Genomic DNA, 26,427 nt, shown 5'->3' with positions numbered 1-26,427 from the left:
GACGCATGCCCACTTACGCCTACCGCTGCCGCGACTGCACGGACACGTTCGAGCTGCAACGGCCGATGAGCGAGTCCGGCGCGCCGGCGCCGTGTCCCGAGGGGCACACCGACACCGTGAAGCTGCTGACCACCGTCGCGCTCACCGGTGCCGCCGCAGCGCCCGCGCCCTCGGGCGGCGGCTGTTGCGGCGGCGGGTGCTGCGGGGGTTGACCGCTCAGCAGGCCTTCAACGCCTGGTCGAGGTCGTGCCACAGATCCTCGACGGCCTCCAGCCCGGTCGAGAGCCGGATCAGCCCGTGGGTGATACCGGCTTCTTCGCGATCGCTCTCGGCGACGACGCGGTGCGTGAGCGACGCCGGGTGCTGGATGAGCGTGTCGACACTGCCGAGGCTCACCGCGGGCGTGATCAGCCGGACTGCCGCGATCAGCGTGTGCGGATCCCCCGCCACCTCGAACGCGACGAGCGGCCCACCGAGCTTCGGGTAGTGCACGGCCGTCACGGCGTCGTGCTGCCCGAGGCGTTCGGCGAGAATCGCGGCGGTCTCGCTGGCCGCCGTCACGCGCAGCGGGAGTGTGGAAAGCCCGCGCAGCAACAGGTATCCCGCCAGGGGGTGCAGCACCCCGCCCGTGGCGAAGCGGATTCCCCGAAGCCGCGCGGCTTCCTCGGCGTCACACGCGACGACGCCACCCATCACGTCACCGTGGCCGCCGAGGAACTTCGTGGCGCTGTGCAAGACCAGGCGCGCGCCGTGGCGGCCGGGGCGTTGCAGCACAGGTGTCGCGAAGGTGTTGTCGACAAGCACGGGCACGTCGCCGCACGCGTCGACGAGGGCGCGGATGTCGAGCTCGCTGAGCGTCGGGTTGGCGGGGGTTTCGACGAAAACGAGGCCGGTGTCGCCGCGGATCACCTGCGCGACCTCACCGGGCGCCGCCCACGTGACCTCGGTGCCGAGCAGCCCGGCGGTGAGCAGGTGATCCGTGCAGCCGTACAGCGGCCGCACGGAGACGACGTGCCGTTTCCCTTGTGCCACGGCGGAAAGCAGGCACGCGGACACCGCGGCCATGCCACTCGCGAACGCCACCGCGTGCTCGAACCCCTCCAGCTCCGCCAGCGCGCGCTCGAACCGCTCGACCGTCGAGTTGCTGACACGGCCGTAGATCCCGCTGACCTCGCCGCCCACCGAGAACGCGTCGATCCGCTGAGCTTCGGCGGCGCTGTCGCGCGACGGGTAGGTCGTCGAGAAGTCGAGGGGTGCGGCGTGCAGGCCCAGGTCGGTCAGGTCGTCCCGGCCGGCGTGGACGGCTCGGGTGCGCAGCGCGTTCGTCATGACGTCGAGCGTCGGCCATCGTGCGGTTTTTCCGCAACAGTTTCGGATATCATTCGCGGGTGACCGCATCCGTCGAACTGAGCCCGGTAGACCTCGAGATCCTGCGAGTGCTGCAGAACGATGCCCGGACCTCGAACAAGGACCTCGCCGCCGCCGTCGGGATCGCGCCGTCCACGTGCCTCGACCGCGTGGCCCGCCTCCGCTCGACGGGCGTCATCACGGGCCAGCACGCCTCCGTCGACGCCGCCAAACTCGGGCGGCCGCTGGAGGCGTTCCTGTTCGTGCAGGTCCGACCCCACCGGCGCGAACTGGTGGACCCCTTCGTGACCGACCTGCTCGCCCTGCCGGAAGTGCGCGCGGTCTACCACCTCACCGGCCCGGACGACTTCCTCGCCCACGTGGCCACCAGCTCCGCCGCCGAACTCCAACGGCTGGTGCTCGACGAGCTGACCGCACGGGACGAAGTTGCGCGGGTGCACACCAATCTGGTGTTCCAGCATTGGAGTGGTGGGCCGCTGTTGCCACCCGCTTCTTGACGACTCCCGAGAACAGCGCGAACACCGACCGCGACGGTTTCTCTCGATCGGGATTCGGTCGAAAGCCCGGCCGCCGATTCCGGTAACGGAATTCCCGGGGCGGCCGACGTCCGGACCACAAAGGATTCGCCGGTCGAGGGACGGAGGAAGCGCCATGACGAGCACGACCGGACCGGCCGCACAGGATTCCCGGGATTACTGGGGTCCGCCCACGGAACCGATGCGCCTGCCCCGGCAATCGAGGCCCGTCAGCACAGTGCTGCTGCTCCTCGCCGCCCTGTGCGGCGCGGCGGTGATCGGGGCGATCTGGTTGGGGATCGCGCTGGCTTCGTGACCGTTTCGGTTTGTGAATTGCCGGAATGCGTGAGCGGGCGGTGGCGCATTGCGTGATGCGCTGCCACTCATCAAGGCCGCTGATCGCTGCAGGATCGGCCGGCCTGAATGGTCGCGGCGATGACCTTTCCGCGGCGTCCCGAACTGGGGGTTTGACAGCGCCCGTACCGCCTGGACCTCCGCTCGGACAACGATCCGCGCCTGCGGTTTCGGTCTGGCAGCGGCGGGATTGCCTCGGTTGTCCACAAGTTTGCCGAGCTGTGGACAACCGAAGCATTCCTGGGCTTCGGGCCCGATTTTGTCGGGGTGGGCCGATAGAATGGACATGGGCGCGCCCCCTAGGGTGGGCGGGGGTTGTTTCGGCCCCGCGGGCCTTGTTTCGGCCCCGCGGGGGTTGTTTCGGCCCAGCTTGGGGTGCTCGTCAGTGAGCTGAGTGCTTCGGGCGGAAGCCAGCGTCGGGATACCCCAAGGCACACGGAGCGGGACTCGGCCTGGGCGAGTAATGGGCCGGCGGATTCGGCGGAGCCTGCCGGTGCGCGGGCAAGCTTCAGCCAGACGCGATTAGCCCCACTGAGCGGTGGGTCCTCAACCCGGGTCCAGCGGGTGCAGGACCGTTCGCCCGCAGGCGGCAGGGTCCGACGCAAGCAGAGGTTGTTGGCCGAGCCGGCGGGAGCCACCAAAGGTTCCCACCAGCGCGCGAAAGCCGACGCGAGCGAGCCGCTCCGCCCGCGTACCGACCGAACAGTGCAACTTCCCCGGGCAAGCGGTCGGCCGGTCCAGCGCGGCGGGTTCAACCCCGCTCGCGCCGAATCCCGTCACTCCCCGAAGTTCGACTCCACCAGAGAAGTCACCTTGGCCAGCGCATCCGCAGCCTGCGGCCCTCGCGCCCGCACCACGATGCGGTCACCCTGGCGGGCGCCGAGGGACATCAGGGCCAGCACGCTGTGGGCATCGGCTTCCTGTTCACCCAGCCGAACCGTCACCTCGGCCTCCACGGAAGCCAAGCTGCGCACCAAAATCGCGGCCGGGCGGGCGTGCAAACCGACCTCGTTGGCCAGCGTCAGTTCCTTCTCCTCAACGCCATCCCCGGGAGCCGACACGACGTCGAGGTCCGGAGCGAGGCCGGCCCCCGCGGCGGCCGAGGCCACCGCCGTCCGGTCGGCGCCGCTCTGGGCGGCGACGGCGGCCGCGATGGCGCCTTCCACCAGGGGGCCGTCGGCGACCAGCGCGGCGAGGCCGCCCACCAGGGATTCCACGGCGAGTTCGGCCGTCATCTGGGCGCTGCCGAGGTCGTAGAGCAGCACAACGCCGTCGCCGGTGTCGGCGCGCTGGGTGGCGGCCACGACCTCGTCGTAGTCGGTGCCGAGGCCGCCGTCGTCGGGCAGGCCGCCGGCGGCGACGATGCGGACGTCGGGGGCCATCTGGGCGGCCAGTTCGGCCAGGCCGTCGGCGAGTTTGGCGCTGTGCGACACGAGCACGATCCCCACGGTCACCGGGCGGCCTCCGCGAACGCGCGCAGCAGCAGCGCCGTCGAGCGGGCGCCGGGGTCCATGTGGCCGACGGCGCGTTCGCCCAAATAGGACGCTCGGCCCTTGCGGGGCACCAAGTCCACTGTGGACTCCGCGCCGCGGTCGGCGGCGTCGGCCGCGGCGATCAGTACCTCGGCAGCGGAACCTGAGGCGGCAGCAGCCGCCGAGACCGCCGGGATCAGCGCATCGACCATGGTCGCGTCGCCGCCGACGGCCTTGCCGCGGGCCTGCACGCCCTCCAGAGCCGCCTCCAGACAGGACACGAGCAGCGGCACGTCCACCTCCGCCGCGTCTCCCAAGCGAGTCGACGCACGCAGGAAAGCCGTGCCGTACAACGGTCCCGCCGCGCCGCCGACCTTCGAGATCAGCGTGGTGGCCGCGAGTTTCAGCACGCCCGAAGGCGTGGCCGGCACCTCGGTCTCCAGAGCGGAGACGATCGCGGTGAAGCCGCGGCTGAGGTTTTCACCGTGGTCGCCGTCGCCGATGGCGCGGTCGAGCTCCACGAGCTCGGTGCGGTGCTCGGCCACCACCTCGGCCGCGGCTCGCAGCGCCGCCGCGAGCCCTTCGGAAGAACAGGCCATCAGATCCCCCACCGCAGCGCGGGCGTGCGCACGGGCGCGTCCCACAGCTCGGTCGTCTCGTCGTCCAGTTTCAGCAGCGTCAGGCTCATCCCCTGCATCTCGAGGCTCGTGATGTACGGGCCGACCAGCCTGCGCTCGACCACGATCCCACGCTCGGCCAGCAGCCGCTCGGCGATGCCGTGCGCGAGGTAGAGCTCCAGCAGCGGCGTGCCGCCCATCGAGTTCGTGAACAGCAGCACCTTGTCGCCCGACTCGTACGGCACGTCCGACACGATGGCCTCGACCATCCGCGCCACGAGCGCGTCGGCGGGTTCGGCCGGGATGCGTTCGCGGCCCGGCTCGCCGTGGATGCCGATGCCGAACTCGATCTCCCCGGTGCCCAGGTCGAAGCTCGGCTCGCCGACGTGCGGCACGGTCGGCGCCGACAGCGCCACCCCGATCGAGCGCACCTGCCCGATGACCTTGCGCGCCAGCGCCTCCACCGCGTCGAGCGAGTCACCCCGCTCCGCGGCCGCGCCCACGATCTTCTCCAGCAACACCGTGCCGCCGACCCCGCGCCGCCCCGCGGTGTAGGTCGAGTCCTTCACCGCGACGTCGTCGTCTATCACGACGCTGCGCACGTCGAGGTCCTCGGCCGCGGCCAGCTCGGCGGCGGTCTCGAAGTTCAGCACGTCGCCGGTGTAGTTCTTCACGATCAGCAGCGCACCCGCCGGCCCGGTGGTCGCCGTGACCGCGGCCTGGATCGCGTCGGGCGTCGGCGAGGTGAACACCGCGCCGGGCACGGCGGCGTCGAGCATGCCGCGGCCCACGAACCCGCCGTGCATCGGCTCGTGGCCTGAGCCACCACCCGAGATCACGGCGACCTTGCCCGCCACGGGGGCGTCGGCCCGCACCACCACGGCCGGATCGTCCTGCACCCGGACGATGTCGGCGTGGGCGACGGCGACGCCTCTCAAGGATTCCGCGACCACTGTCGCCGGATCGTTGATGATCTTCTTCATGGCGAACCTCCGGCACGTCGGCGTGTGGATGCCCCCAACCTAGCCGCCGACACCGGCCCCCCGCCAAGGTTCAGGGCCGCGGCAATTCAGCAGCCACGCCTTTCGCCAGCGTGGTCGCCGTGCCACACGGGTCGCCCGTGCCCGGCTTGAGGTCGTAATCGGTGTAGCCCACCTGGACGATTTCGACGTGGTCACCCTGCCACGGCCGGTGCTGCCACTCGACCTTGCAGTCCGTGCCCGCAGTGCCTTTCTTCGCGTACGCCTGATTGGCGCCGCCGACATCGGCCTTCAGCCAGCCGTCGCCCTCCAGCGGTGCCAGTGCCGGGAAGAACATCACCGTGAGGTTCGGGCTGTTGCCCCACTGGCAGCTGTGCAGCCCGGTCGCCGCGGCCTTCGCACCCTTCAGCACGCCGTCCACGACGGACTGGTCGAGCACCGCGCACGCGTCGGCGGTGAGGCTGGATCCCTTGACCTCCGGGTACTTCTGCGGCGAGTTGTGCAATTTGTCCACGGCCGGCGCGAGCAACGTGCGCCCCGCGCGGCACGGATCGCCACCCGGGTAGTCGATCTCGAACGCCACGCCGAGGCTGGGATCACGCGAGGTGAGCGCACTGACCTCGCACGATCCGCCACCGGTCGGATCGGGCACCTCGACCTGCGGCAGCCCGCCGACCTGGCCGGTGGTCTTGTCCGACGCGAACAGCACGATCGCGCCGAGCTGCACGTCGACGGAAAGTTCCTTGCCGCCGGCGTCACGCACCTTGGCGCTGCACTCGTCGTACCGCACGCTCGACGCCGTCGGGTCGCCCTCGGGCGTGCCCAGGGGAGAGAGCGCCGCGGCGTCGAGGAACTGGCACGGCAGCACCTGCCGCAGCGCGCCGGCCGCGACCGCGGCATCGGTGATCGGTCCGCCGCCACCGTCCCCGCTCGCGGCGGGAACGGTGGTGCGGGGGAAGTTCTCCTTGCCCAGCTGCGGGCCACCGCAGGCGGTGACGGCGAGAACACCGGCCACCACCAGGGGAAACAGCTTCGCGAGCCGGCTGCGCTCGATATCGTGCACCACGCGGAGCACGGTAGCGGCAGCCGGCCCCGGCTGTCCGGACAACCCGCTTATCCGGCGGCGGGCGGTTCGGTGCCGTCGGCCTGCTCCGGCTGGTCCGGCTGGTCCGGCTGGTCCGGCACCACGATCGGCCGCAGCCGCGCCCACAGCACGAACAGCGCCGTGAAAATCAGCAGCGCGATGCCCGCCCACAGGTTGATGTTCACCCCGGCCGCCTTCACCCGGTCGGCCTCGGTGTCGAACGCCGCCCCCATCACCGTGAGGATGATGCCGTACACGCCGGTCAGCAGGGCGATGATCAGGCGGATGTCGAACGCGCCGGCCTTGTGGGCCCGCGGCGTGGATTCCGTTGCCATGGCTCGCGTCCTCCTAGAAGGCGAAGTTCAGGATGATGGTGATCACCGCGGCGATGCCGGCCAGCAGCACCGGCTTGCGGTACCAGCCCGCGTCCTCGCCGGTGGCCTCGTGCTTGAGCGAATCGCGTGGCGTGAGCGAGTAGACCAGGCCCACCAGCTCCGACTCCGGCTTGGGCGGCGTGAAGTACGTGACGCCCACGCTCACCACGATGTCCACGACGAACGCCGCGATCGCGGCCACGAAGCTGCTGCCCTGGCCCGGCAGGGTGAACGCGCCGGTCTCGTTCAGCACGAACACCACGATGGCCGCCAAGGTGCCGAACACCAGGCCCGACCAGCCGGCCGCCTTGCTCATCCGCTTCCAGAACATGCCGAGGATGAACGTGGCGAACAGCGGTGCGTTGAAAAACGAGAACAACGTCTGCAGGTAGTCCATCAGGTTCGCGTACGTCGAGGCGATGAACGCCGTGCCGATCGCCAGGACCGTCGCCACCATGGTCACCACGCGACCCGTGCTCAGGTAGAACCTGTCGGGCCGGTTCTTCACGAAGTACGTCTGGAAGATGTCGTAGGTGAACACCGTGTTGAACGAGCTGAGGTTCGCCGCCATGCCGGCCATGAACGACGCGAGCAGGCCGGCGATCGCGACGCCGAGGATGCCGTTGGGCAGCACGTCGCGCATCAGCAGCAGGAGCGCGTCGTTGAAGGTCGCGCCGCTGGGTGCGGGCTTGCCGTCGAGCAGGGCCTGCTTGTTCGCGCCCTGCAGCTCGGTCACGGTGATCGCGGCGACCATGCCCGGGATGATCACCACGAACGGGATGAACATCTTCGGGAACGAGCCGATGATCGGCGTCCGGCGCGCGGCCGACATGCTCTTCGACGCCATCGCGCGCTGGACCTCGACGAAGTTCGTGGTCCAGTAACCGAACGAGAGCACGAACCCGAGGCCGAAGACCAGGCCCAGCACCGACAGGAAGTTGCTGCCGAAACCGGTCAGCTGGTTGCCCGGCCACGAGTGCGTCTGCGCGGCGCCGCCCGGGCTGCCGGCCACCTTCTCCATCAGGCCGTTCCAGCCGCCGACCTTGTACAGGCCGACGATCGTGAGCGGGATCAGCGCCGCCAGGATGACGAAGAACTGCAGCACCTCGTTGTAGATGGCCGCGGACAGGCCACCGAGCGCGGTGTAGGTGAGCACGATGACGGCCGCGATGATGATCGAAACCCAGATCGGCCAGCCCAGCAGCAGGTTCACGACGCTGGCCAGCAGGTACAGGTTCGCGCCGGCGATGAGGATCTGTGCGAGCGCGAAGCTGGCGCCGTTGACCCAGTGCGCGGTCGGGCCGAAGCGGCGGAGCATGAACTCGGGAACGCTGCGCACCTTCGAGCCGTAGTAGAACGGCATCATCACGACGCCGAGGAACAGCATCGCCGGGATCGCGCCGATCCAGAAGTAGTGCGCCGTCGGCAGGCCGTACTCGGCGCCGTTGGCGGACATGCCCATGACCTCGATCGCGCCGAGGTTCGCCGAGATGAACGCGAGCCCCGTGACCCACGCCGGCAGCGATCGCCCGGAGAGGAAGAAGTCGAGACTGCTCGACACCTGCCTGCGGGCCAGGTAGCCGATGCCCAGCACCAGCACGAAGTAGAACGCCAGCTCGATGTAGTCGATCGCACTCGCGTCGAGCCGCAGGTTCGCGTCGGCAAGGACCTCCACGCGAGCCACCTCCGAATCAAACAATTTCCCACAGGAAACACCAGCGTCTCGTCAGATGCGGACAGTACTGCATCGATCGTGCAGCGGCACTCTGACACGGGGGTTCCGCGGAGAGGGCTTCGTCTCCCCAGGTTGACGTGGGAAAACGAAGCCCTCGACGATCCGCTCAGCGGTCCGTGGGGATCGCGATCTCGCCGTCCTCCTCGATCAGGCGCGCCAGCACCCCGTCGGGCAGGTAGACGCGGCGCGGGTAGCCCGAGCCCCACGAGTTGAGCAGCGGGACGGCGCCGAGCTCGTCCGCGCGCTTGTTGCCGAGCGCGGTGTGGACCTCGTCGACCGAGCGCGCCCAGCGGAAGGCCCGGATGCCCTGCTTCACGTCGGCGGTGTAGCCCTCGCGCTCCTGCCAGGTGTCGTCGGCGTACTTCGACCGCCACTTGACGTGGCCCACGTCCTTCAGCACCTCGGCGGCCGCCCGCACGGAGGTGCCGTTGTCGTCACCGGGTTTGGTCTCGGGCCATTCGTCGCGGCGCTTCGCCGCATCCCACAGCCAGCGGGCGGCGTACTCCTCGTTGTTGAACAACGACATGCACCGCGACCAGCCGAAGCCCACGCACGCGCCTTCAGCGCCCTGGTCGTAGAACGCGTACCACTCGTCGGAATCCGGCGTGCCACCCGGTTCGAGGCACACGCAGTGTCCACCTCGGACAGTCGAGAGCGAGCCGGCCCTGGCGATGAACAGTTCCCCGGACCGCTCGTCCTGCTCCGGCTCGTCGAACTCCCGGTACCAGTTGACGCCGATCACCACGGGCGTGCGCGCGGGCCGTTCTTCAGCCGGGAGCGCGGCGAGCGGATAACGCTCGACGTGGTGCCAGTCGTCCGGGATGAACCGGCCGAGCCGCGGGTCGTCGGGATCGGTGCCGATGGGTCGATAACGCATGGTCCCTCCTCTGGCCACATTTCCGGAGGGATTTCCGCGCAGCGTGAAACCGTTGGCAGTACTGGAATTCGCGGCCTCGGGTCACCTCGGCGAACGGCGTGAAACCCCTCGGATAAAGTGTGACACAGATCTCATTGAAGGTTGTTCAGTCCACCTGAATGGCGCAGCCGCAATGAATTCGTCACGTTTTGCCGCGGTGTCGCGTTTCCGATTCACCGAGTGGGGCCCGGATATTCGAGCCCCACGGTCAGAACAACCTGAACTCGTCGGATTCGATGCCGCGCAACGCGTCGTAGTCCAGGGTCAGGCAGCGGATGCCACGGTCTTCCGCGAGGGTGCGGGCCTGGGGTTTGATGATCTGCGCGGCGAAAACGCCTTGCACGGGCGCCAGCAGCGGGTCGCGGTTGAGGAGTTCGAGGTAGCGCGTGAGCTGTTCCACGCCGTCGATTTCGCCGCGGCGCTTGATTTCCACGGCGACCGAGCCGCCGTCGGCGTCACGGGCCATGATGTCGACCGGGCCGATGGCGGTGGGGAACTCGCGGCGCACGAGGGTGTAGCCGTCGCCGAGGGTTTTGATGTGCTCGGCGAGCAGTTCCTGCAGGTGCGCTTCCACGCCGTCCTTCTGGAGGCCCGGTTCGGCGCCGAGTTCCTGTTCGTGGTCGTGGTAGATCTCGTCGATCGAGATCACGAGCTTCTCGCCCTGCTTGTTCTCGACGATCCACAACTTGCCGTCCTCGATGAGCCAGCAGGGTGGGCTCATCCAGTTCAGCGGCTTGTACGCGCGGTCGTCGGAGTGCACGGACACCGAGCCGTCCGACTTGACGAGCAGCAGGCGCGTGGCCATCGGCAGGTGGGCGGTGAGGCGGCCGGCGTAGTCGACCTGGCAGCGAGCGATCACGAGACGCACCCGCCGAGGGTAGGACAGGCTCGGTGATACTGGGCGAGTGGACCCCATTCAGCGTGTCGCGACCCGTGAGGTGTACCGGAACAACTGGATGACGGTGCGGGAGGACGCCATCCGCCGCCCCGACGGCAGCGAAGGCATCTACGGCGTGGTCGACAAACCGACTTACGCCCTCGTCATCCCCCTCGACGGCGAGCGTGTGCTCCTGGTCGACCAGTTCCGCTACCCCGTCGGCGAGCGCCGCTGGGAGTTCTGCCAGGGCACGGCCCCCGACCTGGCCGAGACGCCGCCGGCCGAGCTCGCCCGCCGCGAGCTGCGCGAGGAGACGGGCCTGCGGGCCGCCACGATGACCGCGATCGGGCTGCTGGACGTCGCTCCCGGCATGTCGAGCCAGCGCGGCCACGTCTACCTCGCCACCGACCTCACCGAGGGAGAGCCGGAGCGCGAGCTCGAGGAACAGGACATGACCACGGCGTGGTTCACCCGCCCGGAGGTCGAGAAGATGATCTCGACCGGCGGCATCACCGACGCGCAGTCGATCGCCGCGTACACGCTCCTGCTGCTGCACGAGCGCGGTTGAGACCAGACCTCATCAGTCCGGCCACTCGGCCTTGCGCTTCTCCAGGAACGCCGCCATCCCTTCACGCGCACCCGGCAGCTGCGACGCCGACGCCATGACCTCCAGAGCGATCGCGTAGGCGTCGGCTTCCGGACGGTCGAGCTGCGCGTAGAGGGTCTGCTTGCCCATCGCCTTGCTCGCCCGGCTGCCGCGGGTGGCGCGCGCGAGCAGGGCGGCCACGGCGTCGTCCAGCTCCTCGTCGGGCACGACGGAGTTGACCAGCCCCCAGTCGAGCGCGGTGGCGGCGTCGACGACGTCGCCCGTCAAAGCCAGCTCCATCAAGCGTTTGCGGCCGACCGAGCGCGCCACCGGCACGGCCGGGGTGTGGCAGAACCAGCCGCCCCTGCCGCCGGGCAGGGCGAAGCCGGCGGACGCCGCGGCGACGGCGAGGTCGCACGAGGCCACGAGCTGGCAGCCCGCCGCCGTCGCCAGGCCGTGCACGCGGGCGACGACCACCTGCGGCAGCGATTGCATCGTGCGCATCAGCTCGGTGCACATCGTCAGCAACGCGCGCACACCCATGAGATCACGCGCGGCGACGTCACCGAAGTCGTGGCCCGCGGAGAACACCGGGCCGGCGCCGGCGAGCACGATGCCCGTCGCGTCGGTGGCACCGGCTTCGCGGAACGCCGCGAGCAGCTCGGTCAGGTGCTCGGCGGACAGCGAGTTGCGCCGCGCGGCGCGGTTCATCGTGATAGTGATCGTGTCGCCGTCACGCTTCACGAGGAGGTGCTCGTACTCGGCCATGACCCGACCGTAACGCCGCCGGGCGCGCAACGGAACGGGCGCCGGTACGAATCGGGCACTCCACCGAGGGATCCTGGGCTAACGACGGTCGATCACCGCGCGGAGGAACTCCTTCGTGCGTTCGTGGGACGGCGCGGTGAAGAGCTTCTCCGGCGCAGCGTCCTCCAGGACCCGGCCGTGGTCGAACATCATCACCCGGTCCGACACGTCCCGCGCGAACTGCATCTCGTGCGTCACGCACAGGATGGTGATGTCCGTGGTGGTCGCGATGTCGCGCAGCACTCGCAGGACGTCGGCGACGAGCTCCGGGTCCAGCGCCGAGGTGACCTCGTCGAGCAGCAGCACGTCGGGCCGCATCGCCAAGGCGCGCGCGATCGCGACCCGCTGCTGCTGGCCACCGGAGAGCCGCGTCGGGTGCGCGTCGGCCTTGTCCTCGAGCCCGACGAGGCCGAGCAGCTCACGCGCCCGCCGCTCGGCCTCGGCCGCCGGCAGCCCGAGCGAACGCACCGGCGCCTCGGTGATGTTGCGCAGCACGTTCATGTTGGGGAACAGGTTGAACTGCTGGAACACCATGCCGATGTGCCGCCGCATCAGCCGCAGGTGCTTCTCGTCGGCGGGCACCAGCCGGTCGCCGCGACGAGTGTGGCTCAGGCACTCGCCGCCGACGTCGATCGTGCCGCCGTCCACCCTCTCCAAGGTCATCAGCAGCCGCAGGATCGTCGTCTTGCCCGAGCCGCTGGGCCCGATCAGGGACACGAACTCCCCCGGTGCCACGGTGAAGTCGAGGTCGTCGAGCACGACGTGGTCCCCGAACTTCTTGACCACACCGGAAAACCGGATCATCGCCTCAGGCTCGTTCGGCACGGCGCTCCCATCGTCGGGCCAGCAGTGAGGAGGGCAGGCTCACCAGCAGGAACAGCACCCCGGCCAGGGTGTAGGGCTCGACGACGCGGAAGGTCTCGGCGCCGACCTCCTTGGCGCGGTTGAGCACGTCCAGCACGCCGATCGCCAGCAACAACGGTGTTTCCTTGAACATCGAGATCGTGTAGTTGCCCAGCGCCGGCACCACCCGCGGGATCGCCTGTGGCAACACGACCGCCGTCCACACCCGCGGCCGCGGCAGGTTCAACGCCACCGCCGCTTCCCACTGCCCTTTCGGGACGGCTTCGATGCCGGCCCGGTAGACCTCGGCCGTGTAGGTCGCGTAGTGCACGCCGAGTGCCACGACACCGGTGACGAACGCCGACATCGTGATCCCCGTCAGCGGCGGAACGAGCCAATACAGCACGAACACCTGGATCAGCAGCGGCGTGCTGCGGATGAACTCGATGAAGAACAGCACCAACCGGGACAGCACCGGGATCCCGGCCCGGCGCAGCAAGGCCAGCACCAGACCGAGCGCGTACGCGACCGCCGAGCCCAACAACGTGAGCTCGACCGTGACCAGCAATCCTTTGAGCAGCAACGGGATCGCGTCGGCGGCGGCCTGCCAGTCCCAGTTCACGCAGTACCTCCGCGATCCGCCGAGAGCACCCGGGGCGTGCTCGCCACCGGTGCGCGGCCGAGCCGGCGCGCCGCCCACCGTTCCAGCGCCCGCATCCCGGTCGTGATCAGCACGGCGAGCACGAGGTAGAGCACCAGCTCGGTGCCGTAGATCCAGCCGATGTCCGCGCCGAACACCGGCCGCAGCAGCTCACCGCGTTCGGTGATCTCACCCGCGGAGATGAAGGACAGCAGCGCCGTGCTCTTGAGCAGCTGGATGAACAGGTTGTTGAACGGTGGCAGCATCTCGGCGAAGGCCTGCGGCAGCAGCACCCGAAACATCCGTTGCGCCGGCGAGAAGTTGAGCGCGACAGCGCCTTCGTACTGCTCCTTCGGCACCGACCGCACGGCGCCGCGCACGATCTCGGCCCCGTACGCGCCGTGGTTCAGACCGAGGACCAGGATGCCGGCGAACAACGGCACCAGCTGGAGCCCGACGAGCACCGGCAGCACGAAGTACAGCCAGAACAGCTGGACGACCTCGGACGTGCCGCGGAAAACCTCGACGTACACCCGTGTGACCGCCCGGACGGGCCACCGTGGCGAGAGCAGTGCGAGTCCGGCGATCAGCGAGACGACGATGGTGACGAGGATCCCGCCGACCGCGGCTTCGATCGTCGTGGCCAGTCCGGCGAGGATGGACGAGATGATGTGCGGCACGTTCGACACGGCGCACCGCCCGTCACGCCGCGCAGAGCTTCTCGGTCGTCACGTCCGGCTTCGGCAGGTTCGCCGCCGTGAAGCCGAAGGGCGTGACGATCCTCGTCCACTCCCCGCTGTCGTGCAGCTTCTTCAGCTCGGCGTTGAACGCGTCGAGCAGCGGTTTGTCACCCTTGCGGAAGACGAACCCGCCCGCCGAGATGACCGGTTGGCCGTTCTCGACCGGGTCGAACCCGGGTGTCACCTCGGCGGGCGCGCCGGGGTTCTTCTTCAGGACGTCCTTCAGCGAGATGTCGGTGAGCGCCGCGGCGTAGACGCGGCCGTCGGTCACGGCGCGCAGCATGTTGTCCTGCGAGTCCAGTGTCTGGATCTGGCTCTCGGGGACGCCGGCGCTGGTCGCGTAGCCCTTCTCGACCGCCGCGGACAGGACCGCGACCTGGACCTTCTTCGCCGCGATGTCGGCGAACGTGAGCACCTGCTGCGGGTTGCCCTTCGGCACCAGCAACGCGGTGAGCGCCGAGTAGTCCGGGATCGAGAACGCGGCCTGGCCGCAGCGTGCCGCCGTGATGTTCATGCCGGCAGCCACCACGTCGTACTGCTTCGCGTTGAGCGCCGGGATCAGCTGGTCGAAGGAAACGGCGCTCGCTTCGACGTTGTCGATCCCCAAGTTCCTGAACACCGCGCGCGCCACTTCAGGCGCTTCCCCGGTGACTTTTCCACTTTGATCGGTGTACCCGTAGGGAGATTCGTTGGCGATTCCGATTTTGATCTTCTTGGCGGACTGAGCCGCCTGCAACGCGTCTCCCGACGACGTCGGCGAGCATGCGGAAAGCAGTACCGGACCACCCAGCACAGCCGCCCCCACCAGCGCGGACCGCCGGAACAGCTGTCGTCTCGACCATTCGTCGTGCTTCATGTCAGCACCCCGTTTCGATCACATTTCCGTGGATCGAACGTAGGTGTCCACCTGGAACAGAGCACGCGGAACAGAGTAATGACCGGAAGCCGTTATCGTAAATTGACCGGGCTCGAACAATGCGTGTCCGAGGGCTTTCGTTCCGTGTCGGATCGGCACACTCCGAAGGCCGGGTTCCCGAAATCCTGCTCAGTGCTCGGGACGCTTGTCCTGATTCACGGGACACACGATCGCCACCCCGCGGTCCAGGTCGACGATGCCCAGTGGCGGCGCGCCCTGCGCGTCCTGGTCGAGGGTCATCTCCACGGAGTCGCGGTGTTCGAGCTCGTTGCGCTTGCTGCCGTAGAGGAACGAGGTGACCTCGTCGAGGTACGTCGAGGACAGCCGTTTCTTCAGCCGCGACGGCTTGCGCCCCGGCCGGACCTCCCACGCGCCCACGATCACGAGCAGCAGCGTCGCGGCGGGCAGCGCGATCGACATGATGACCTGCACGTGTCACCCAACGACCGACTGCTGCGGTGCGTTCCGGGCGATCAGGTCGGCCACCTGCCCCGCGTCCGGGATCGCCATCAGTTCCGGCAGCACCGGAACCATGGTGGGGCGCCGCCACGGATACCGCCCTCGCAGCCACCGCAGTACCGACCGGTCGAAAGTGACGGTGCCGACGCCGTCCTTCAGCTCGCGCACGCGCGGCGTGCCGAGCAGGCCGATCGGAACCCAGCGGTACTCGACGCCGTACGCCCAGTTCAGCACGAAGATCAGCCGCCGGTCGGTCAGGACATACGAGGTCGCGGCGAATTGCCGGGGCCGCTGCTTCTCGACGAGGATCGCCAGCACGACGGCGAAGCCGACCACGTACGGCGCCACGAAGGCGAAGGAGGCGTCGACCAGCAACGTGAACCCCAGGCCCAACCACACGATCACCCATACGACCAGCACCCATGGCAGGAAGTCCCGGAACCGCCGCTCGTACCGCCGCGGCCGGCCCGTCCACAACACCGTCTCACCCTCGGCGATCGGATTCATCGCGTCCCCCCTCTTCCGGTATGAGCACGCCGTCCGACGCGTCCAGGTTGCCCCGCGTCGCGAAGTGCTGTGACCGAAATCCGCGAGACTCCCCCGAGCCGGCCCATTACCGTGGAACAACGTGACTTGGAGTGGGTACGGCAGCTATCTCGTCATCGTGGTCCTCATCGTCCTGGCACCGGGACCGGACACGATGGTGATGCTGAAGAACGCGCTGTCCGGCGGCCCCCGCGGCGGGCTGCTCGCGACGGCCGGCATCTTCGCCGGCAACGCCCTGCAGGGCACGGCCGCGGCGCTCGGCCTCGGCGTGGTCATCGCCCGGTCGCAGCCCGTGTTCATCACGCTCAAGTGGCTCGGGGCGGCCTACCTGGTGTTCCTCGGCTTCCAGGCCCTGCGCGGCGCGTGGCGCGGCGACTACGCCGCCGTGGAGGAGACCCAGCGCAAGCGCGCGAGCAGCTTCCGCCGCTGGCGTGAGGGTTTCCTGTCCAACGTGACCAACCCGAAGGTCCTCGTGCTGTACCTGTCGGTGCTGCCGCAGTTCCTCGACCCCGTGCGCACCACCACCTGGGACGCGCTCGTGCTCGCCTACACCGTGGCGGTGCTGGGCACGATCTGGCTGCTGGTGCTGTTGTTCTTCGTGCACCGCGTGCGTGCGTGGCTCAAGCAGCGCAAGGTGCGTCGCACGCTCGACGGCGTCACGGGCACCGCGCTCGTCGGCTTCGGAGCAGCCCTGGCCCTGGAGTCCTGACCCGCGTTACCGTTCGCCGCATGACGTGGGGTGTGTACGGCGGGTTCCTCGCCATGATGGTGGTGCTCGCCGTGGCACCCGGGCCCGACAGCATGGTCGTGCTCAAGAACGCGCTCTCCGGCGGTGCCCGCGGTGGTGCCTGGGCGTGCTTCGGCATCGCCGTCGCGAACTTCCTGCAGGGCACGCTCGCCGCCCTCGGGCTCGGCGCCGTGATCACGAACTCGCGCCCGATCTTCGAGACCGTGAAGTGGCTCGGCGTCGCCTACCTGTGCTTCCTCGGCTTCCAGGCCCTGCGCGGCGCCTGGCGTGGTGACTACGCGTCGCTCGCCGACGGGGAACGCGCCCGCCGGAGCGCGTTCCGCCGCTGGCGCGAAGGGTTCCTGTCCAACATGACGAACCCGAAGGTGCTCGTGCTGTACCTGTCGGTGCTGCCGCAGTTCCTCACCCCCGGCGTCACCACGACCGGCGACGCACTACTGCTCGCCTACACCGTCGCCGCCGTCGGGGCGGTGTGGCAGATCCTGTTGCTGCTGCTCGTGCACCGCGTGCGGGGCTGGCTCGAACGCCGCCACGTGCGCCGCACCCTCGACGGCGTCACCGGCACGGTGCTGATCGGGTTCGGGGTGGGGCTGGCGCTGGAGGCCTAGATGTGATTTCCGGGGACGTTGTTCTGGTTTGAGGGTGTGACGGCCTGTCGTGAAGACAGGTGAAGGCCTCTGGTTGTGAAGTGGAGCTGTCGAGGAACCGCTTCACATGTCCGGAGGCCTTCGTGTCCCACCCTAACGCGGCGCTGACGCCGCGTGCCCGTCTACGGCTGGCGCGTTTGATCATCGAGCAGAACTGGCGCCCTGCCGACGCAGCGAAGATGTTCATGGTCTCGCCCAGGACTGCACGCAAATGGGCCGAGCGCTGTACCGCCGCTGGCGGTCGAAGGACGAGATGATCTCGGCGGTGGTCGCGGAGTTCAGCGTGAGCCGCGCGAGCGCGCCGGACACGGGCACGCTGCGCGGCGACCTGCTGGAGATGCAGCAGGCCGTGCAGGACTGGCTCACGCACCCCCGATTCGCCCGGATCCTGCCGGACCTCGTCGCCGAAGGGGCCCGCAACCCCGGCCCCGCGGAGAACCTGCGCGCGGCCATCGGCGGACCCCGCCGTGACATCGCGCGGAGCGTGTTCGACCGCGCCATCGCGCGCGGCGAGGTGCCGGCCGGCGCCGACGTCGAGCTGGCCATGGACCTGCTCGCGGGCCCGCTGTACTGGCGCCTGATCGTGCGGCGAGAGCCACCGGGCCCGGAGTTCCTGGAGCGGATCGTCGAGCACGTCCTGCGCGCGCTCGACGCCCGGACGACCTGACACCGACGAGCCCGGCTACGCCCGTTCCGGCTCCCCCGCCACGCGCTCGATGCGGGCGCCGAGGCGGTTGAGGTTCTCGACGAAGTGCGGGTAACCGCGGTCGATGTGGAACACGTCCCACACCTCCGTGACGCCCTCGGCGCACAGGCCGGCGAGCACGAGACCGGCGCCGGCGCGGATGTCCGACGCCCACACCGGGGCGCTGGAGAGCTGCTCGACGCCGCGGACCACGGCGTGGTGACCGTCGGTGCGGGCGTCGCCGGAAAGCCGGATCATCTCCTCGATGAAGCGGAAGCGGGCTTCGTAGACGTTCTCGGTGATCATCGACGTGCCCTCGGACACCGCCGAAAGCGCCACCGCGAACGGCTGCAGGTCCGTGGCGAAGCCGGGGTAGGGCAGCGTGACCCAGTCGACCGCCTTCGGCCGCTCGGGCTGCACGACGCGGAAGCCCTTCTCGTCGAACGTGGTCACGTCCGCGCCCGCGAGCCGCAGCTTGTCGAGCACCAGGTCGAGGTGGTGGGGGTTCACGCCGCGCACGGTCAGGTCGCCGCGGGTCATCGCCGCGGCGAAGGCCCAGGTCGCGCCCACGATCCGGTCGCCGATCACGCGGTGCTCGGTCGGGCGCAGCTGCTCGACGCCGTGCACGGTCAGCGTGGAGGTGCCGGCACCCTCGATCTTCGCGCCCATCTCCACGAGCATCGTGCAGATGTCGGCGATCTCGGGCTCGCGCGCCGCGTTGTCGATCACCGTCGTGCCCTCGGCCAGCACCGCGGCCATCAGGATGTTCTCGGTGGCGCCGACGCTGGGGAAGTCGAGCCAGATCTGGGCGCCGACCAGCGACTCGGCGTTCGCGACCACGCAGCCGTGCTCGATCGTGCTCGTGGCGCCGAGCTTGCGCAGGCCGTTCTGGTGCATGTCCAGCGGCCGTGAGCCGATCGCGTCACCGCCGGGCAGCGCGACCACGGCCTGCTTGAGCCGCCCGACCAGCGGACCCAGCACGCACACGGACGCGCGCAGCTTGCCCATCGCCGCCGAGTCGGCGCGGTGCGACAGCTCGGCCGGCGTGGTGATGCGCGCCGTGTCGCCGTCGATCACGACCTCGCAGCCGACGCTGCGCAGGACATCGCCCATCAGGGGCACGTCGAGGATCTGCGGGCAGTTCGTGATGGTGGTGGTGCCCTCGGCCAGCAGCGCCGCGGCCATCAGCTTCAGCACGCTGTTCTTGGCCCCGACCACGTCGACCTCGCCGACCAGCCGTGCCCCGCCGTGCACGTCGAAGTGCTCGCTCATGGCCGCCAATCATGCCCTCTCGCCCAGTTTCGGCTCGCGCGGGGCCGGTAGAGTCGAAGGCATGGTCGTTCGCATCAACCGCGTCTACACGAAGGTCGGCGACAGCGGCACCACGGCGCTCGGCGACGGCTCACGGATCCCCAAAACCTCGCCCCGCCTGGGCGCCTACGCCGACACCGACGAGGCCAACTCGGTCATCGGACTGGCCATCGCGATGGGCAACTTGGGCGACGAGCTCACCGCGGTGCTGCAGCGCGTGCAGAACGACTTGTTCGACGTCGGCGCGGACCTGTGCCTGCCGATCCAGGAAAATCCCCCGTATGAGCCCCTGCGCATCACCGAGGCCTACCTCGAGCGGGTCGAGGGCTGGTGCGACGAGTTCAACGAGCGGCTGCCCAAGCTCACTTCGTTCATCCTGCCGGGCGGCACCCCGGGCGCGGCCTACCTGCACCAGGCCCGCACCGTCACGCGGCGGGCGGAGCGCTCGGCGTGGGCGCTGGTCGAGGCCGAGCCGGACACCACGAACCCGATCGCCGTGAAGTACCTCAACCGGCTGTCCGACCTGCTGTTCATCCTCGGCCGGCTGGCCAACCCGGACGGCGACGTGCTGTGGAAGCCGGGCGGCTGAGCAGCCGTCACCCAGCGGGTCAGCGCAGCTCTCGCGCGGTCCAGTAGCGCTCGTAGTCGACGTCCCACGTCGAATCGCCCCCGGGCTCGACGTCCTGGGCCGTGATCATGTCCTCGAGCCGCACGTGCTCGGGCAGCTTGGCCCAGCGACGCTTGCGGTCGGCCTGCTCCTCGGGCTCCATCACCCGAGGGTAGCCGCTGATCAGGACGCGTGCGGCAGCATTCGTCCCGGTGGAGCCGACTCCAGCCAGGACAGGAACCCGGTGAGCGCACCGGGCCCCATCGCGATCTCGATCGCTTCCTGCGTGGGCGACTCACACCGCAGGACGGTGGATCCTTCCGGCACCGCGTACGCCTCCGTGCCGGACGGGTCGCGGCGGTCGGCGATCTGCATGCTCTCGCGCTGGAACACGCGGTCCGGACCACTGCGCAGGCTCCACACGCGGTACCAGACGAACTCGTCGCCCTCGTACCGGCCGAGCCCCAGGTGCCAGCTGGCGCGCGGGTTGTCCGGACGCCACCGCAGCGCGACGCTCACGCCACCGCCGCGGCGCATCCGGATCCACCGCTGGCCGTACCAGGCCACCAGCACGGCGAGCACGATCAGGAGCCCCAGCACCACGATGGCGATCTTCACGGCCCGGCTCCTGCTCGTCGTTCGATCAGACCGACTGACCGGCCGCGCGGAGCTGGGCCGTCGCCCTCGTGCGCTCCGCCTCGTCGTCGGCCGTCAGCGCCGCCTTGGCCGCGTCGACGTCGATCTCGTCGGACAGCTCGGCGCTCTCGGCGAGCACGCTCACCCCGGTGGCCGTGACCGACAGGAAACCGCCGTGCACCGCGGCGGTGAGGATCTCGCCGTCGGTCGTGTTCACCTTGACCACACCACCCTCGACGAGCTGGCCCAGCACCGGCTCGTGGCCGGGCATGATGCCGATCTCGCCCTCGGTGGTCTGCGCCACCACGAAGGTGGCGGTACCCGACCAGAGCCGGCGCTCCACGGCCACCAGCTCCACGGACATCTCAGCCACGTAGCACTCCTTCGCTCGGGGTGTCACCACCGAGTGTAATAGGTCCTGCTTCGGTTACGAGAACGGCGGGGGCAGGTGTCCACAGTGGACCCAGCCCCCGCCGCGCTCAGGAGATCACTTCTTGGTGATTTCCTTGTACTTCTTCTCGAGGTCCTCGAGGCCACCGATACCCAGGAACGCCTGCTCCGGGTAGTGGTCGAAGTCGCCCTTGCTGATGCGGTCGAACGACTCGATCGTCTCCGACAGCGGCACGGTCGAGCCCGGGATCTGCGTGAACGCCTCGGCGACCAGCATGTTCTGCGACAGGAACCGCTCGATGCGGCGCGCGCGCTGAACGGTGAGCTTGTCCTCTTCCGAGAGCTCGTCCATACCGAGGATCGCGATGATGTCCTGCAGTTCCTTGTACTTCTGCAGGATCCGGATGACCTCGGACGCCACGCGGTAGTGGTCCTCACCGACGATGGCCGGGTCGAGGATCGTCGACGTCGACGCCAGCGGGTCCACCGCCGGGAAGATGCCCTTCTGGAACACCGACCGCGAAAGCTCGGTGGTGGCGTCCAGGTGGGCGAACGTCGTCGCCGGGGCCGGGTCGGTGTAGTCGTCCGCCGGCACGTAGATCGCCTGCATCGAGGTGATCGAACGACCACGCGTCGAGGTGATCCGCTCCTGCAGCTGACCCATCTCGTCGGCCAGCGTCGGCTGGTAACCCACGGCCGAAGGCATGCGGCCCAGCAGGGTCGACACCTCGGAGCCGGCCTGGGTGAACCGGAAGATGTTGTCGATGAAGAGCAGCACGTCCTGGTTCTGCACGTCGCGGAAGTACTCCGCCATCGTCAGCGCGGACAGGGCGACACGCATACGCGTGCCCGGCGGCTCGTCCATCTGGCCGAAGACGAGGGCGGTGTCGTTGATGACGCCGTCCTCGGACATCTCCAGGAAGAGGTCGTTGCCCTCACGGGTGCGCTCGCCGACACCGGCGAACACCGACGTACCACCGAAGTTCCGGGCGACGCGGGTGATCATCTCCTTGATGAGCACCGTCTTGCCCACGCCGGCACCGCCGAACAGGCCGATCTTGCCACCCTGCACGTACGGGGTCAGCAGATCGACGACCTTGAGGCCGGTCTCCAGCATCTCCGTCTTGCCCTCGAGCTGGTCGAAGGCCGGCGGGTTGCGGTGGATGCCCCAGCGCTCGAGGTCCTCGCCGTAGCCGGGCTCGTCGAGGCACTCGCCGAGGGCGTTGTAGACGTGGCCCTTGACCTTGTCGCCCACCGGCACCGTGATGGGGCCGCCGGTGTTGGTGACCTCGGCACCGCGGACGAGACCGTCCTGCGGCTGCAGCGAGATCGTGCGGACGAGGTTGTCACCGAGGTGGCTGGCGACCTCGAGGGTCACGGTCTTGCGCAGCTGCTCGAACTCGATGTCGACCTTGAGCGCGTTGTACTGGTCGGGAACGGAACCGCGCGGGAACTCGACGTCGACGACCGGCCCGGTCACCGAGACGATGCGCCCCTTGGCGCGCGGGGCTTCAGTACTGGTCATCAGTCATCACTTCCTGCTGCGGTGAGCGCGTTCGCGCCACCGACGATTTCGGAGATCTCCTGGGTGATCTGCGCCTGGCGGGCCTGGTTCGCCTCCCGCGTGAGCGTGTTCACCAGGTCGTTCGCATTGTCCGACGCGGCCTTCATCGCGGTGCGGCGGGCTGCCAGTTCGGACGCCGCCGACTCCAGCAGCGCCGAGTACAGGCGCGTGTTGATGTACTTCGGCAGCAGCGCGCCCAGCAGCTTGTCGGCGCTCGGCTCGAACTCGTAGCTCGGCAGCAGCTCACCCGCGGGCTTCTGCTCCTCGCTCTCGGTGTACTCGACCTCGAGCGGGGCGACCCGCTTGGCGATCGGCCGCTGCGTCAGCATCGAGACGAACTCGGTGTAGACGACGTGGATCTCGTCTACGCCGGCGAGGGCACCCGGGGCGCCCGCTTCGGTGCCGGAGAGGAACGACTCCACCAGCGTCTCGGCCGCCGCGACCGCGTCCGTGTACGCCGGCTGGTCGGAGAAGCCCGTCCAGCTGTCGACGACCTCACGGCCGCGGAACCGGTAGTAGTTCAGGCCCTTGTTGCCGGTGACGTAGACCTCGGGCTCCTTGCCCTCCTCGCGGAGCAGGGCGAGGAGTTCCTCGGTCGCCTTCAGCACGTTGGTGTTGTAGCCACCGCACTGGCCCTTGTCGCTGGTGACGACGAGGACCGCGGCCCGCTTCGGGTTGGGGCGCTCGACCAGGAGCGGGTGGTCGAGGTTCGCCGCCGCACCGGCCAGCGCCGAGAGCACCTTGGTGATCTCGTCCGCGTACGGCCGGGAAGCGGCGACCTTCGCCCGCGCCTTGGTGATGCGCGCGGTGGCGATGAGCTCCATCGCCTTCGTGATCTTGCCGATCGACTTGGTCGCCTTGATGCGCGACCGAAGTTCCCGGAGTTGTGCGGCCATGAGCTATCAGCTCACTTCTTCGGGGCGGGCTTGTTGACCTTGACGGTCTCCTGCCCGACCTTGTCGGCGTCCATCGCGTCGGCGTTCGACTCCAGGGGCTTGCCCTCGGAGGTGGTGAACTCCTTCTTGAACTCGTTCACCGCGGTCACGAGCGCGTCACGCGTGTCGTCCTCGAACTTGCCGCTGTCGCGGATCGCGCCGAGGACCTCGGTGTGCTTGCGGCGCGCCGAGTCCAGGAACTCCTGGTTGAAGCGGCGCACGTCCTCGGTCGGGACCGAGTCGAAGTGGCCGTTGGTGCCGAGCCACACCGTGCAGACCTGCTCCTCGACCGGGATCGGCGAGTACTGCGGCTGCTTGAGCACCTCGTACAGGCGCGCACCGCGCTCGAGCTGCGCCTTCGACGCGTCGTCGAGGTCCGAGGCGAAGGCGGCGAACGCTTCCAGCTCGCGGTACTGCGACAGGTCGATGCGGAGCGAGCCGGAGACCGACTTCATCGCCTTGACCTGCGCGGCACCACCCACGCGGGACACCGAGATGCCCACGTCGATGGCCGGGCGCTGACCGGCGTTGAACAGGTCCGACTGGAAGAAGCACTGGCCGTCGGTGATCGAGATGACGTTCGTCGGGATGTAGGCCGACACGTCGTTGGCCTTCGTCTCGATGATCGGCAGGCCGGTCAGCGAGCCGGCACCCAGCTCGTCCGACAGCTTGGCGCAGCGCTCGAGGAGGCGGGAGTGCAAGTAGAAGACGTCGCCGGGGAAGGCTTCACGGCCCGGCGGGCGGCGCAGCAGCAGCGAGATCGCGCGGTAGGCGTCGGCCTGCTTGGTCAGGTCGTCGAACACGATCAGGACGTGCTTGCCCTCGTACATCCAGTGCTGGCCGATGGCCGAGCCGGTGTAGGGGGCGATCCACTTGAAGCCGGCGGAGTCGGAAGCCGGGGCCGCGACGATGGTCGTGTACTCCATCGCGCCCGCGTCCTCGAGCGACTTCTTGACCGACGCGATCGTGGAGCCCTTCTGGCCGATCGCGACGTAGATGCAGCGGACCTGCTGCTTCGGGTCGCCGGTCTCCCAGTTGGCCTTCTGGTTGATGATCGTGTCCACGGCGACGGCGGTCTTGCCCGTCTTGCGGTCACCGATGATCAGCTGGCGCTGGCCCCGGCCGATCGGCGTCATCGCGTCGATGGCGGTGATGCCGGTCTGCAGCGGCTCGGACACCGGCTGGCGCTCGACCACCGAGGCGGCCTTGAGCTCCAGCGGACGCCGGGTCGTGGTCTCGATCTCGCCGAGGCCGTCGATGGGCGCGCCCAGCGGGTCGACGACCCGGCCGAGGTAGCCGTCGCCGACCGGCACGGACAGGACCTGGCCGGTCCGCTTGACCTGCTGGCCTTCTTCGATCGTCTCGAAGTCGCCGAGGATGGCCGCACCGATGGAACGGGCGTCCAGGTTCAGCGCCACACCGAGGACGCCGCCCGGGAACTCGAGCAGCTCGTTGGCCATGGCCGAGGGGAGGCCCTCGACGTGGGCGATACCGTCACCGGCGTCGGCGACCACGCCGACCTCTTCCCGGTTCACATCCGGGGCGTAACTCGAGACGTAGTTCTCGATCGCACTGCGGATCTCGTCCGAGGAGATCGTCAGCTCCGCCATTTCGTTCCCGCTCTCGCTTCTGTTCTGTCCAGTGTGCAAAGTCTGTGGTGCGGGCGCACCCGTCAGGCCCGGCTGAGCCTGCGGCGCACCGCCGCGAGCTGGCCGGCCGTGCTGCCGTCGATGACCTCGTCGCCGACGCGGACGACGAGCCCGCCGCCCAGCCGGGGGTCCACCTCGACGTGCAGCGCGAGGGTCCGCCCGTAGATGCCGTTGAGCTTCGACCCGAGCTGGGCCTGCTGCTCGTCGGTGAGGGCGTTGGCGCTGGTCACGTACGCGACCGAACGCTCACGCCGTTCCGCGGCCAGCGCGACCAGCTTGTCGAGCCCGTTGCCGACCCCGCGCCCCTTGGCGCGGCGCACGACCTGCTCGACGAGGGTCTCGGTGACCACGTCGACCTTGTCCGCGAACAGCCCGCGGACCAGGGTCCGCTTGGCGTCGGCGGGAGCGGCCAGGTCGGACAGCGCGGCCTCGAGCTCCGAGGAGCTCGAGACGATCCGTGCGACCTGGAACAGCTGGGACTCGACGGTCTCGACGTTCCCGGTCTTCTCGGCGGAGGTGAGCAAGGCCGAGCGCCCGATCGACTCGATCCCGTCCACCAGCTCACGAGGGCTTGACCAGCGGCTGCCCGCCACGGCGTCGAGAACCTTCAGGGCCGGCTCGCTCAGCTTGCCGTCGAACAGGCGGCGGACGAGGCCCTGGCGGCTCTCCGGGCTGGCCGAAGCGTCGCTGACCGCTCGGCGCAGGCCGATTTCGCGGTCAAGGAGGTCGACGACCGAGAGCAGCTCGTCCCCGACCGTCGCGGGGTCGGTACCCGCGTCGGCCAGAACCTCGCCGAGACGGGTCTCGGCGAGGTCGAGCGCTTCACGGCTCGCAGCATGCAGCGTCATCTCTGGTCTACTTCCCCGCTCCGTTGGTGGCGGTCTCCAGCTCCGAGAGGAACCGGTCGACGGTGCCGCGGCGGCGCACCTCGTCCTCGAGCGACTCGCCGACGATGCGGCTCGCCAGCTCCACCGCGTTGCGGCCCATGTCGGCCCGCAGCTCGGCGATGATCTGCGCCTTCTGGGCCTGCAGCTGAGCCTGCCCCTGCGCGACGATCCGCTGGGACTCGGACTCGGCCTCGGCCCGCAGCTCCGCCTTGATCTGCTCGGCTTCGAGCCGGGCGTCGTCACGGATCTTCGCGGCCTCGGACCGGGCCTCGGCCAGCTGCGCCTTGTACTCGGCGAGCGCGTCTTCGGCTTCGGCCTGGGCCTTCTCGGCCTTCTCGATGCCGCCTTCGATCTTCTGCGCCCGCTCCTCGTACGCAGCCTCGAAGCGGGGCACGACGTACTTCTTCAGGATGAACAGCAGGATCAGGAAGGCGACGATGCCGAGGATCAGCTCCGGGATGTCCGGAATGATCGGGTTGGAGCCTTCGGCCGCCAACACCGCTTCGGTCTTCAGCATGACGTCTCCTTAATGGCGAGAG

At 69.2% G+C, this 26,427-nt stretch carries 33 protein-coding genes and 1 pseudogene; 9 read left to right on the top strand and 25 right to left on the bottom strand.

What is annotated here, in order from left to right:
• Positions 1-5: 5 nt before the first annotated feature.
• Positions 6-212: an FmdB family zinc ribbon protein gene (locus ACWEOE_RS22015; protein WP_452012054.1), complete on the top strand. Its 207-nt coding sequence runs from the start codon at positions 6-8 to the stop codon at positions 210-212.
• Between the two features lie 4 nt (positions 213-216).
• Here ACWEOE_RS22015 and ACWEOE_RS22010 read toward each other — a convergent pair whose 3' ends face one another.
• Entirely contained in the window at positions 217-1,329 is a 1,113-nt protein-coding gene (locus tag ACWEOE_RS22010; RefSeq protein WP_452012052.1) for a trans-sulfuration enzyme family protein, read from the bottom strand.
• A gap of 59 nt (positions 1,330-1,388) precedes the next feature.
• Between ACWEOE_RS22010 and ACWEOE_RS22005 the strand changes: the two genes are divergently transcribed.
• Together ACWEOE_RS22005 and ACWEOE_RS22000 are read left to right on the top strand one after the other, a co-directional pair.
• Positions 1,389-1,865: an Lrp/AsnC family transcriptional regulator gene (locus ACWEOE_RS22005; RefSeq protein WP_452012050.1), complete on the top strand. Its 477-nt coding sequence runs from the start codon at positions 1,389-1,391 to the stop codon at positions 1,863-1,865.
• A 154-nt stretch (positions 1,866-2,019) separates the two neighbouring features.
• Entirely contained in the window at positions 2,020-2,199 is a 180-nt protein-coding gene (locus ACWEOE_RS22000) for a hypothetical protein (RefSeq protein ID WP_452012047.1), read from the top strand.
• A gap of 814 nt (positions 2,200-3,013) precedes the next feature.
• Here ACWEOE_RS22000 and dhaM read toward each other — a convergent pair.
• The 8 genes from dhaM to nucS form a co-directional block, all read right to left on the bottom strand.
• The gene (dhaM, locus tag ACWEOE_RS21995) at positions 3,014-3,691 is read right to left on the bottom strand and encodes a dihydroxyacetone kinase phosphoryl donor subunit DhaM (protein ID WP_452012044.1); all 678 of its coding nucleotides are present in this window, start codon (positions 3,689-3,691) and stop codon (positions 3,014-3,016) included.
• Entirely contained in the window at positions 3,688-4,308 is a 621-nt protein-coding gene (gene dhaL, locus ACWEOE_RS21990) for a dihydroxyacetone kinase subunit DhaL (protein ID WP_452012041.1), read from the bottom strand. The genes dhaM and dhaL overlap by 4 nt, the downstream gene beginning before the upstream one ends.
• Positions 4,308-5,309, bottom strand: coding sequence for a dihydroxyacetone kinase subunit DhaK (gene dhaK / locus ACWEOE_RS21985; RefSeq protein ID WP_452012038.1), 1,002 nt, complete (start codon positions 5,307-5,309; stop codon positions 4,308-4,310). Before dhaK ends, dhaL begins: the two co-directional genes overlap by 1 nt.
• A gap of 70 nt (positions 5,310-5,379) precedes the next feature.
• Entirely contained in the window at positions 5,380-6,372 is a 993-nt protein-coding gene (locus ACWEOE_RS21980) for a hypothetical protein (RefSeq protein ID WP_452012036.1), read from the bottom strand.
• A gap of 47 nt (positions 6,373-6,419) precedes the next feature.
• Positions 6,420-6,725: a hypothetical protein gene (locus ACWEOE_RS21975; protein WP_452012034.1), complete on the bottom strand. Its 306-nt coding sequence runs from the start codon at positions 6,723-6,725 to the stop codon at positions 6,420-6,422.
• A gap of 13 nt (positions 6,726-6,738) precedes the next feature.
• Entirely contained in the window at positions 6,739-8,439 is a 1,701-nt protein-coding gene (locus ACWEOE_RS21970; RefSeq protein WP_452012031.1) for a sodium:solute symporter family protein, read from the bottom strand.
• A 166-nt stretch (positions 8,440-8,605) separates the two neighbouring features.
• Entirely contained in the window at positions 8,606-9,376 is a 771-nt protein-coding gene (locus tag ACWEOE_RS21965; protein WP_452012029.1) for a hypothetical protein, read from the bottom strand.
• A gap of 247 nt (positions 9,377-9,623) precedes the next feature.
• The gene (gene nucS / locus ACWEOE_RS21960; protein ID WP_452012026.1) at positions 9,624-10,283 is read right to left on the bottom strand and encodes an endonuclease NucS; all 660 of its coding nucleotides are present in this window, start codon (positions 10,281-10,283) and stop codon (positions 9,624-9,626) included.
• A 37-nt stretch (positions 10,284-10,320) separates the two neighbouring features.
• On the opposite strand from nucS, the gene ACWEOE_RS21955 reads away from it, so the two are divergent.
• Positions 10,321-10,860, top strand: coding sequence for an NUDIX domain-containing protein (locus tag ACWEOE_RS21955; RefSeq protein ID WP_452012024.1), 540 nt, complete (start codon positions 10,321-10,323; stop codon positions 10,858-10,860).
• 12 nt (positions 10,861-10,872) lie between these two features.
• Here ACWEOE_RS21955 and ACWEOE_RS21950 read toward each other — a convergent pair whose 3' ends face one another.
• From ACWEOE_RS21950 to ACWEOE_RS21920, 7 genes are all read right to left on the bottom strand, one after another.
• A complete protein-coding gene (locus ACWEOE_RS21950; RefSeq protein ID WP_452012022.1) occupies positions 10,873-11,646 on the bottom strand; it encodes an enoyl-CoA hydratase-related protein in 774 nt (257 codons plus the stop codon).
• 78 nt (positions 11,647-11,724) lie between these two features.
• Complete coding sequence (ehuA, locus tag ACWEOE_RS21945) at positions 11,725-12,489, bottom strand: ectoine/hydroxyectoine ABC transporter ATP-binding protein EhuA (RefSeq protein WP_452012019.1); 765 nt, start codon at positions 12,487-12,489, stop codon at positions 11,725-11,727.
• Positions 12,490-12,493: 4 nt separating this feature from the next.
• On the bottom strand, positions 12,494-13,150 hold the full coding sequence (gene ehuD, locus ACWEOE_RS21940) for an ectoine/hydroxyectoine ABC transporter permease subunit EhuD (protein WP_452012016.1): 657 nt from the start codon (positions 13,148-13,150) through the stop codon (positions 12,494-12,496).
• Positions 13,147-13,857, bottom strand: a complete 711-nt coding sequence (gene ehuC / locus ACWEOE_RS21935; RefSeq protein ID WP_452012014.1) for an ectoine/hydroxyectoine ABC transporter permease subunit EhuC — start codon at positions 13,855-13,857, stop codon at positions 13,147-13,149. The genes ehuD and ehuC overlap by 4 nt, the downstream gene beginning before the upstream one ends.
• 13 nt (positions 13,858-13,870) lie before the next feature.
• Positions 13,871-14,764 carry an ectoine/hydroxyectoine ABC transporter substrate-binding protein EhuB gene (gene ehuB, locus ACWEOE_RS21930; RefSeq protein WP_452012012.1) on the bottom strand — a complete coding sequence of 298 codons (894 nt, stop codon included), beginning with the start codon at positions 14,762-14,764 and terminating at the stop codon, positions 13,871-13,873.
• A gap of 189 nt (positions 14,765-14,953) precedes the next feature.
• The gene (locus tag ACWEOE_RS21925; RefSeq protein ID WP_452012010.1) at positions 14,954-15,256 is read right to left on the bottom strand and encodes a DUF6191 domain-containing protein; all 303 of its coding nucleotides are present in this window, start codon (positions 15,254-15,256) and stop codon (positions 14,954-14,956) included.
• A 3-nt stretch (positions 15,257-15,259) separates the two neighbouring features.
• Positions 15,260-15,790 carry a hypothetical protein gene (locus ACWEOE_RS21920; protein WP_452012007.1) on the bottom strand — a complete coding sequence of 177 codons (531 nt, stop codon included), beginning with the start codon at positions 15,788-15,790 and terminating at the stop codon, positions 15,260-15,262.
• Between the two features lie 121 nt (positions 15,791-15,911).
• Here ACWEOE_RS21920 and ACWEOE_RS21915 point away from each other — a divergent pair, with 121 nt between their 5' ends.
• The 4 genes and pseudogenes from ACWEOE_RS21915 to ACWEOE_RS21900 all read left to right on the top strand — a co-directional run bounded on the left by ACWEOE_RS21915 (position 15,912) and on the right by ACWEOE_RS21900 (position 17,891).
• Positions 15,912-16,538, top strand: a complete 627-nt coding sequence (locus ACWEOE_RS21915) for a LysE family translocator (RefSeq protein WP_452012004.1) — start codon at positions 15,912-15,914, stop codon at positions 16,536-16,538.
• A gap of 20 nt (positions 16,539-16,558) precedes the next feature.
• Entirely contained in the window at positions 16,559-17,185 is a 627-nt protein-coding gene (locus tag ACWEOE_RS21910) for a LysE family translocator (RefSeq protein WP_452012002.1), read from the top strand.
• A 122-nt stretch (positions 17,186-17,307) separates the two neighbouring features.
• A pseudogene (locus ACWEOE_RS21905) lies at positions 17,308-17,463 on the top strand (IS481 family transposase); the annotation flags it as partial.
• Positions 17,436-17,891: a TetR-like C-terminal domain-containing protein gene (locus tag ACWEOE_RS21900; protein WP_452012000.1), complete on the top strand. Its 456-nt coding sequence runs from the start codon at positions 17,436-17,438 to the stop codon at positions 17,889-17,891. The pseudogene ACWEOE_RS21905 and the gene ACWEOE_RS21900, both read left to right, overlap by 28 nt.
• A gap of 15 nt (positions 17,892-17,906) precedes the next feature.
• Here ACWEOE_RS21900 and murA read toward each other — a convergent pair whose 3' ends face one another.
• Complete coding sequence (gene murA / locus ACWEOE_RS21895) at positions 17,907-19,181, bottom strand: UDP-N-acetylglucosamine 1-carboxyvinyltransferase (protein ID WP_452011998.1); 1,275 nt, start codon at positions 19,179-19,181, stop codon at positions 17,907-17,909.
• Between the two features lie 61 nt (positions 19,182-19,242).
• Between murA and ACWEOE_RS21890 the strand changes: the two genes are divergently transcribed.
• Positions 19,243-19,809 (top strand): cob(I)yrinic acid a,c-diamide adenosyltransferase, encoded by a 567-nt coding sequence (locus ACWEOE_RS21890; RefSeq protein WP_452011996.1) that lies wholly within the window; start codon positions 19,243-19,245, stop codon positions 19,807-19,809.
• A 19-nt stretch (positions 19,810-19,828) separates the two neighbouring features.
• Here the strand turns inward: ACWEOE_RS21890 and ACWEOE_RS21885 are convergent, their stop codons facing one another.
• The 8 genes from ACWEOE_RS21885 to ACWEOE_RS21850 form a co-directional block, all read right to left on the bottom strand.
• Positions 19,829-19,990: a hypothetical protein gene (locus ACWEOE_RS21885; RefSeq protein ID WP_452011994.1), complete on the bottom strand. Its 162-nt coding sequence runs from the start codon at positions 19,988-19,990 to the stop codon at positions 19,829-19,831.
• 20 nt (positions 19,991-20,010) lie between these two features.
• Positions 20,011-20,445 carry a DUF2550 domain-containing protein gene (locus tag ACWEOE_RS21880; RefSeq protein ID WP_326565743.1) on the bottom strand — a complete coding sequence of 145 codons (435 nt, stop codon included), beginning with the start codon at positions 20,443-20,445 and terminating at the stop codon, positions 20,011-20,013.
• A 25-nt stretch (positions 20,446-20,470) separates the two neighbouring features.
• On the bottom strand, positions 20,471-20,836 hold the full coding sequence (locus ACWEOE_RS21875) for a F0F1 ATP synthase subunit epsilon (RefSeq protein ID WP_366587566.1): 366 nt from the start codon (positions 20,834-20,836) through the stop codon (positions 20,471-20,473).
• 114 nt (positions 20,837-20,950) lie between these two features.
• Positions 20,951-22,378 (bottom strand): F0F1 ATP synthase subunit beta, encoded by a 1,428-nt coding sequence (gene atpD / locus ACWEOE_RS21870; protein ID WP_452011991.1) that lies wholly within the window; start codon positions 22,376-22,378, stop codon positions 20,951-20,953.
• Entirely contained in the window at positions 22,378-23,313 is a 936-nt protein-coding gene (locus tag ACWEOE_RS21865; RefSeq protein WP_452011989.1) for a F0F1 ATP synthase subunit gamma, read from the bottom strand. The genes atpD and ACWEOE_RS21865 overlap by 1 nt, the downstream gene beginning before the upstream one ends.
• An 11-nt stretch (positions 23,314-23,324) precedes the next feature.
• The gene (gene atpA / locus ACWEOE_RS21860) at positions 23,325-24,962 is read right to left on the bottom strand and encodes a F0F1 ATP synthase subunit alpha (protein WP_452011986.1); all 1,638 of its coding nucleotides are present in this window, start codon (positions 24,960-24,962) and stop codon (positions 23,325-23,327) included.
• A gap of 62 nt (positions 24,963-25,024) precedes the next feature.
• Positions 25,025-25,849, bottom strand: a complete 825-nt coding sequence (locus ACWEOE_RS21855; RefSeq protein ID WP_452011983.1) for a F0F1 ATP synthase subunit delta — start codon at positions 25,847-25,849, stop codon at positions 25,025-25,027.
• 7 nt (positions 25,850-25,856) lie between these two features.
• Positions 25,857-26,405 (bottom strand): F0F1 ATP synthase subunit B, encoded by a 549-nt coding sequence (locus ACWEOE_RS21850; RefSeq protein WP_452011980.1) that lies wholly within the window; start codon positions 26,403-26,405, stop codon positions 25,857-25,859.
• Positions 26,406-26,427: the final 22 nt, after the last annotated feature.

Source organism: Amycolatopsis sp. NPDC004368 (assembly GCF_053602515.1).
This window is presented reverse-complemented; position numbering and strand designations above follow the sequence as displayed.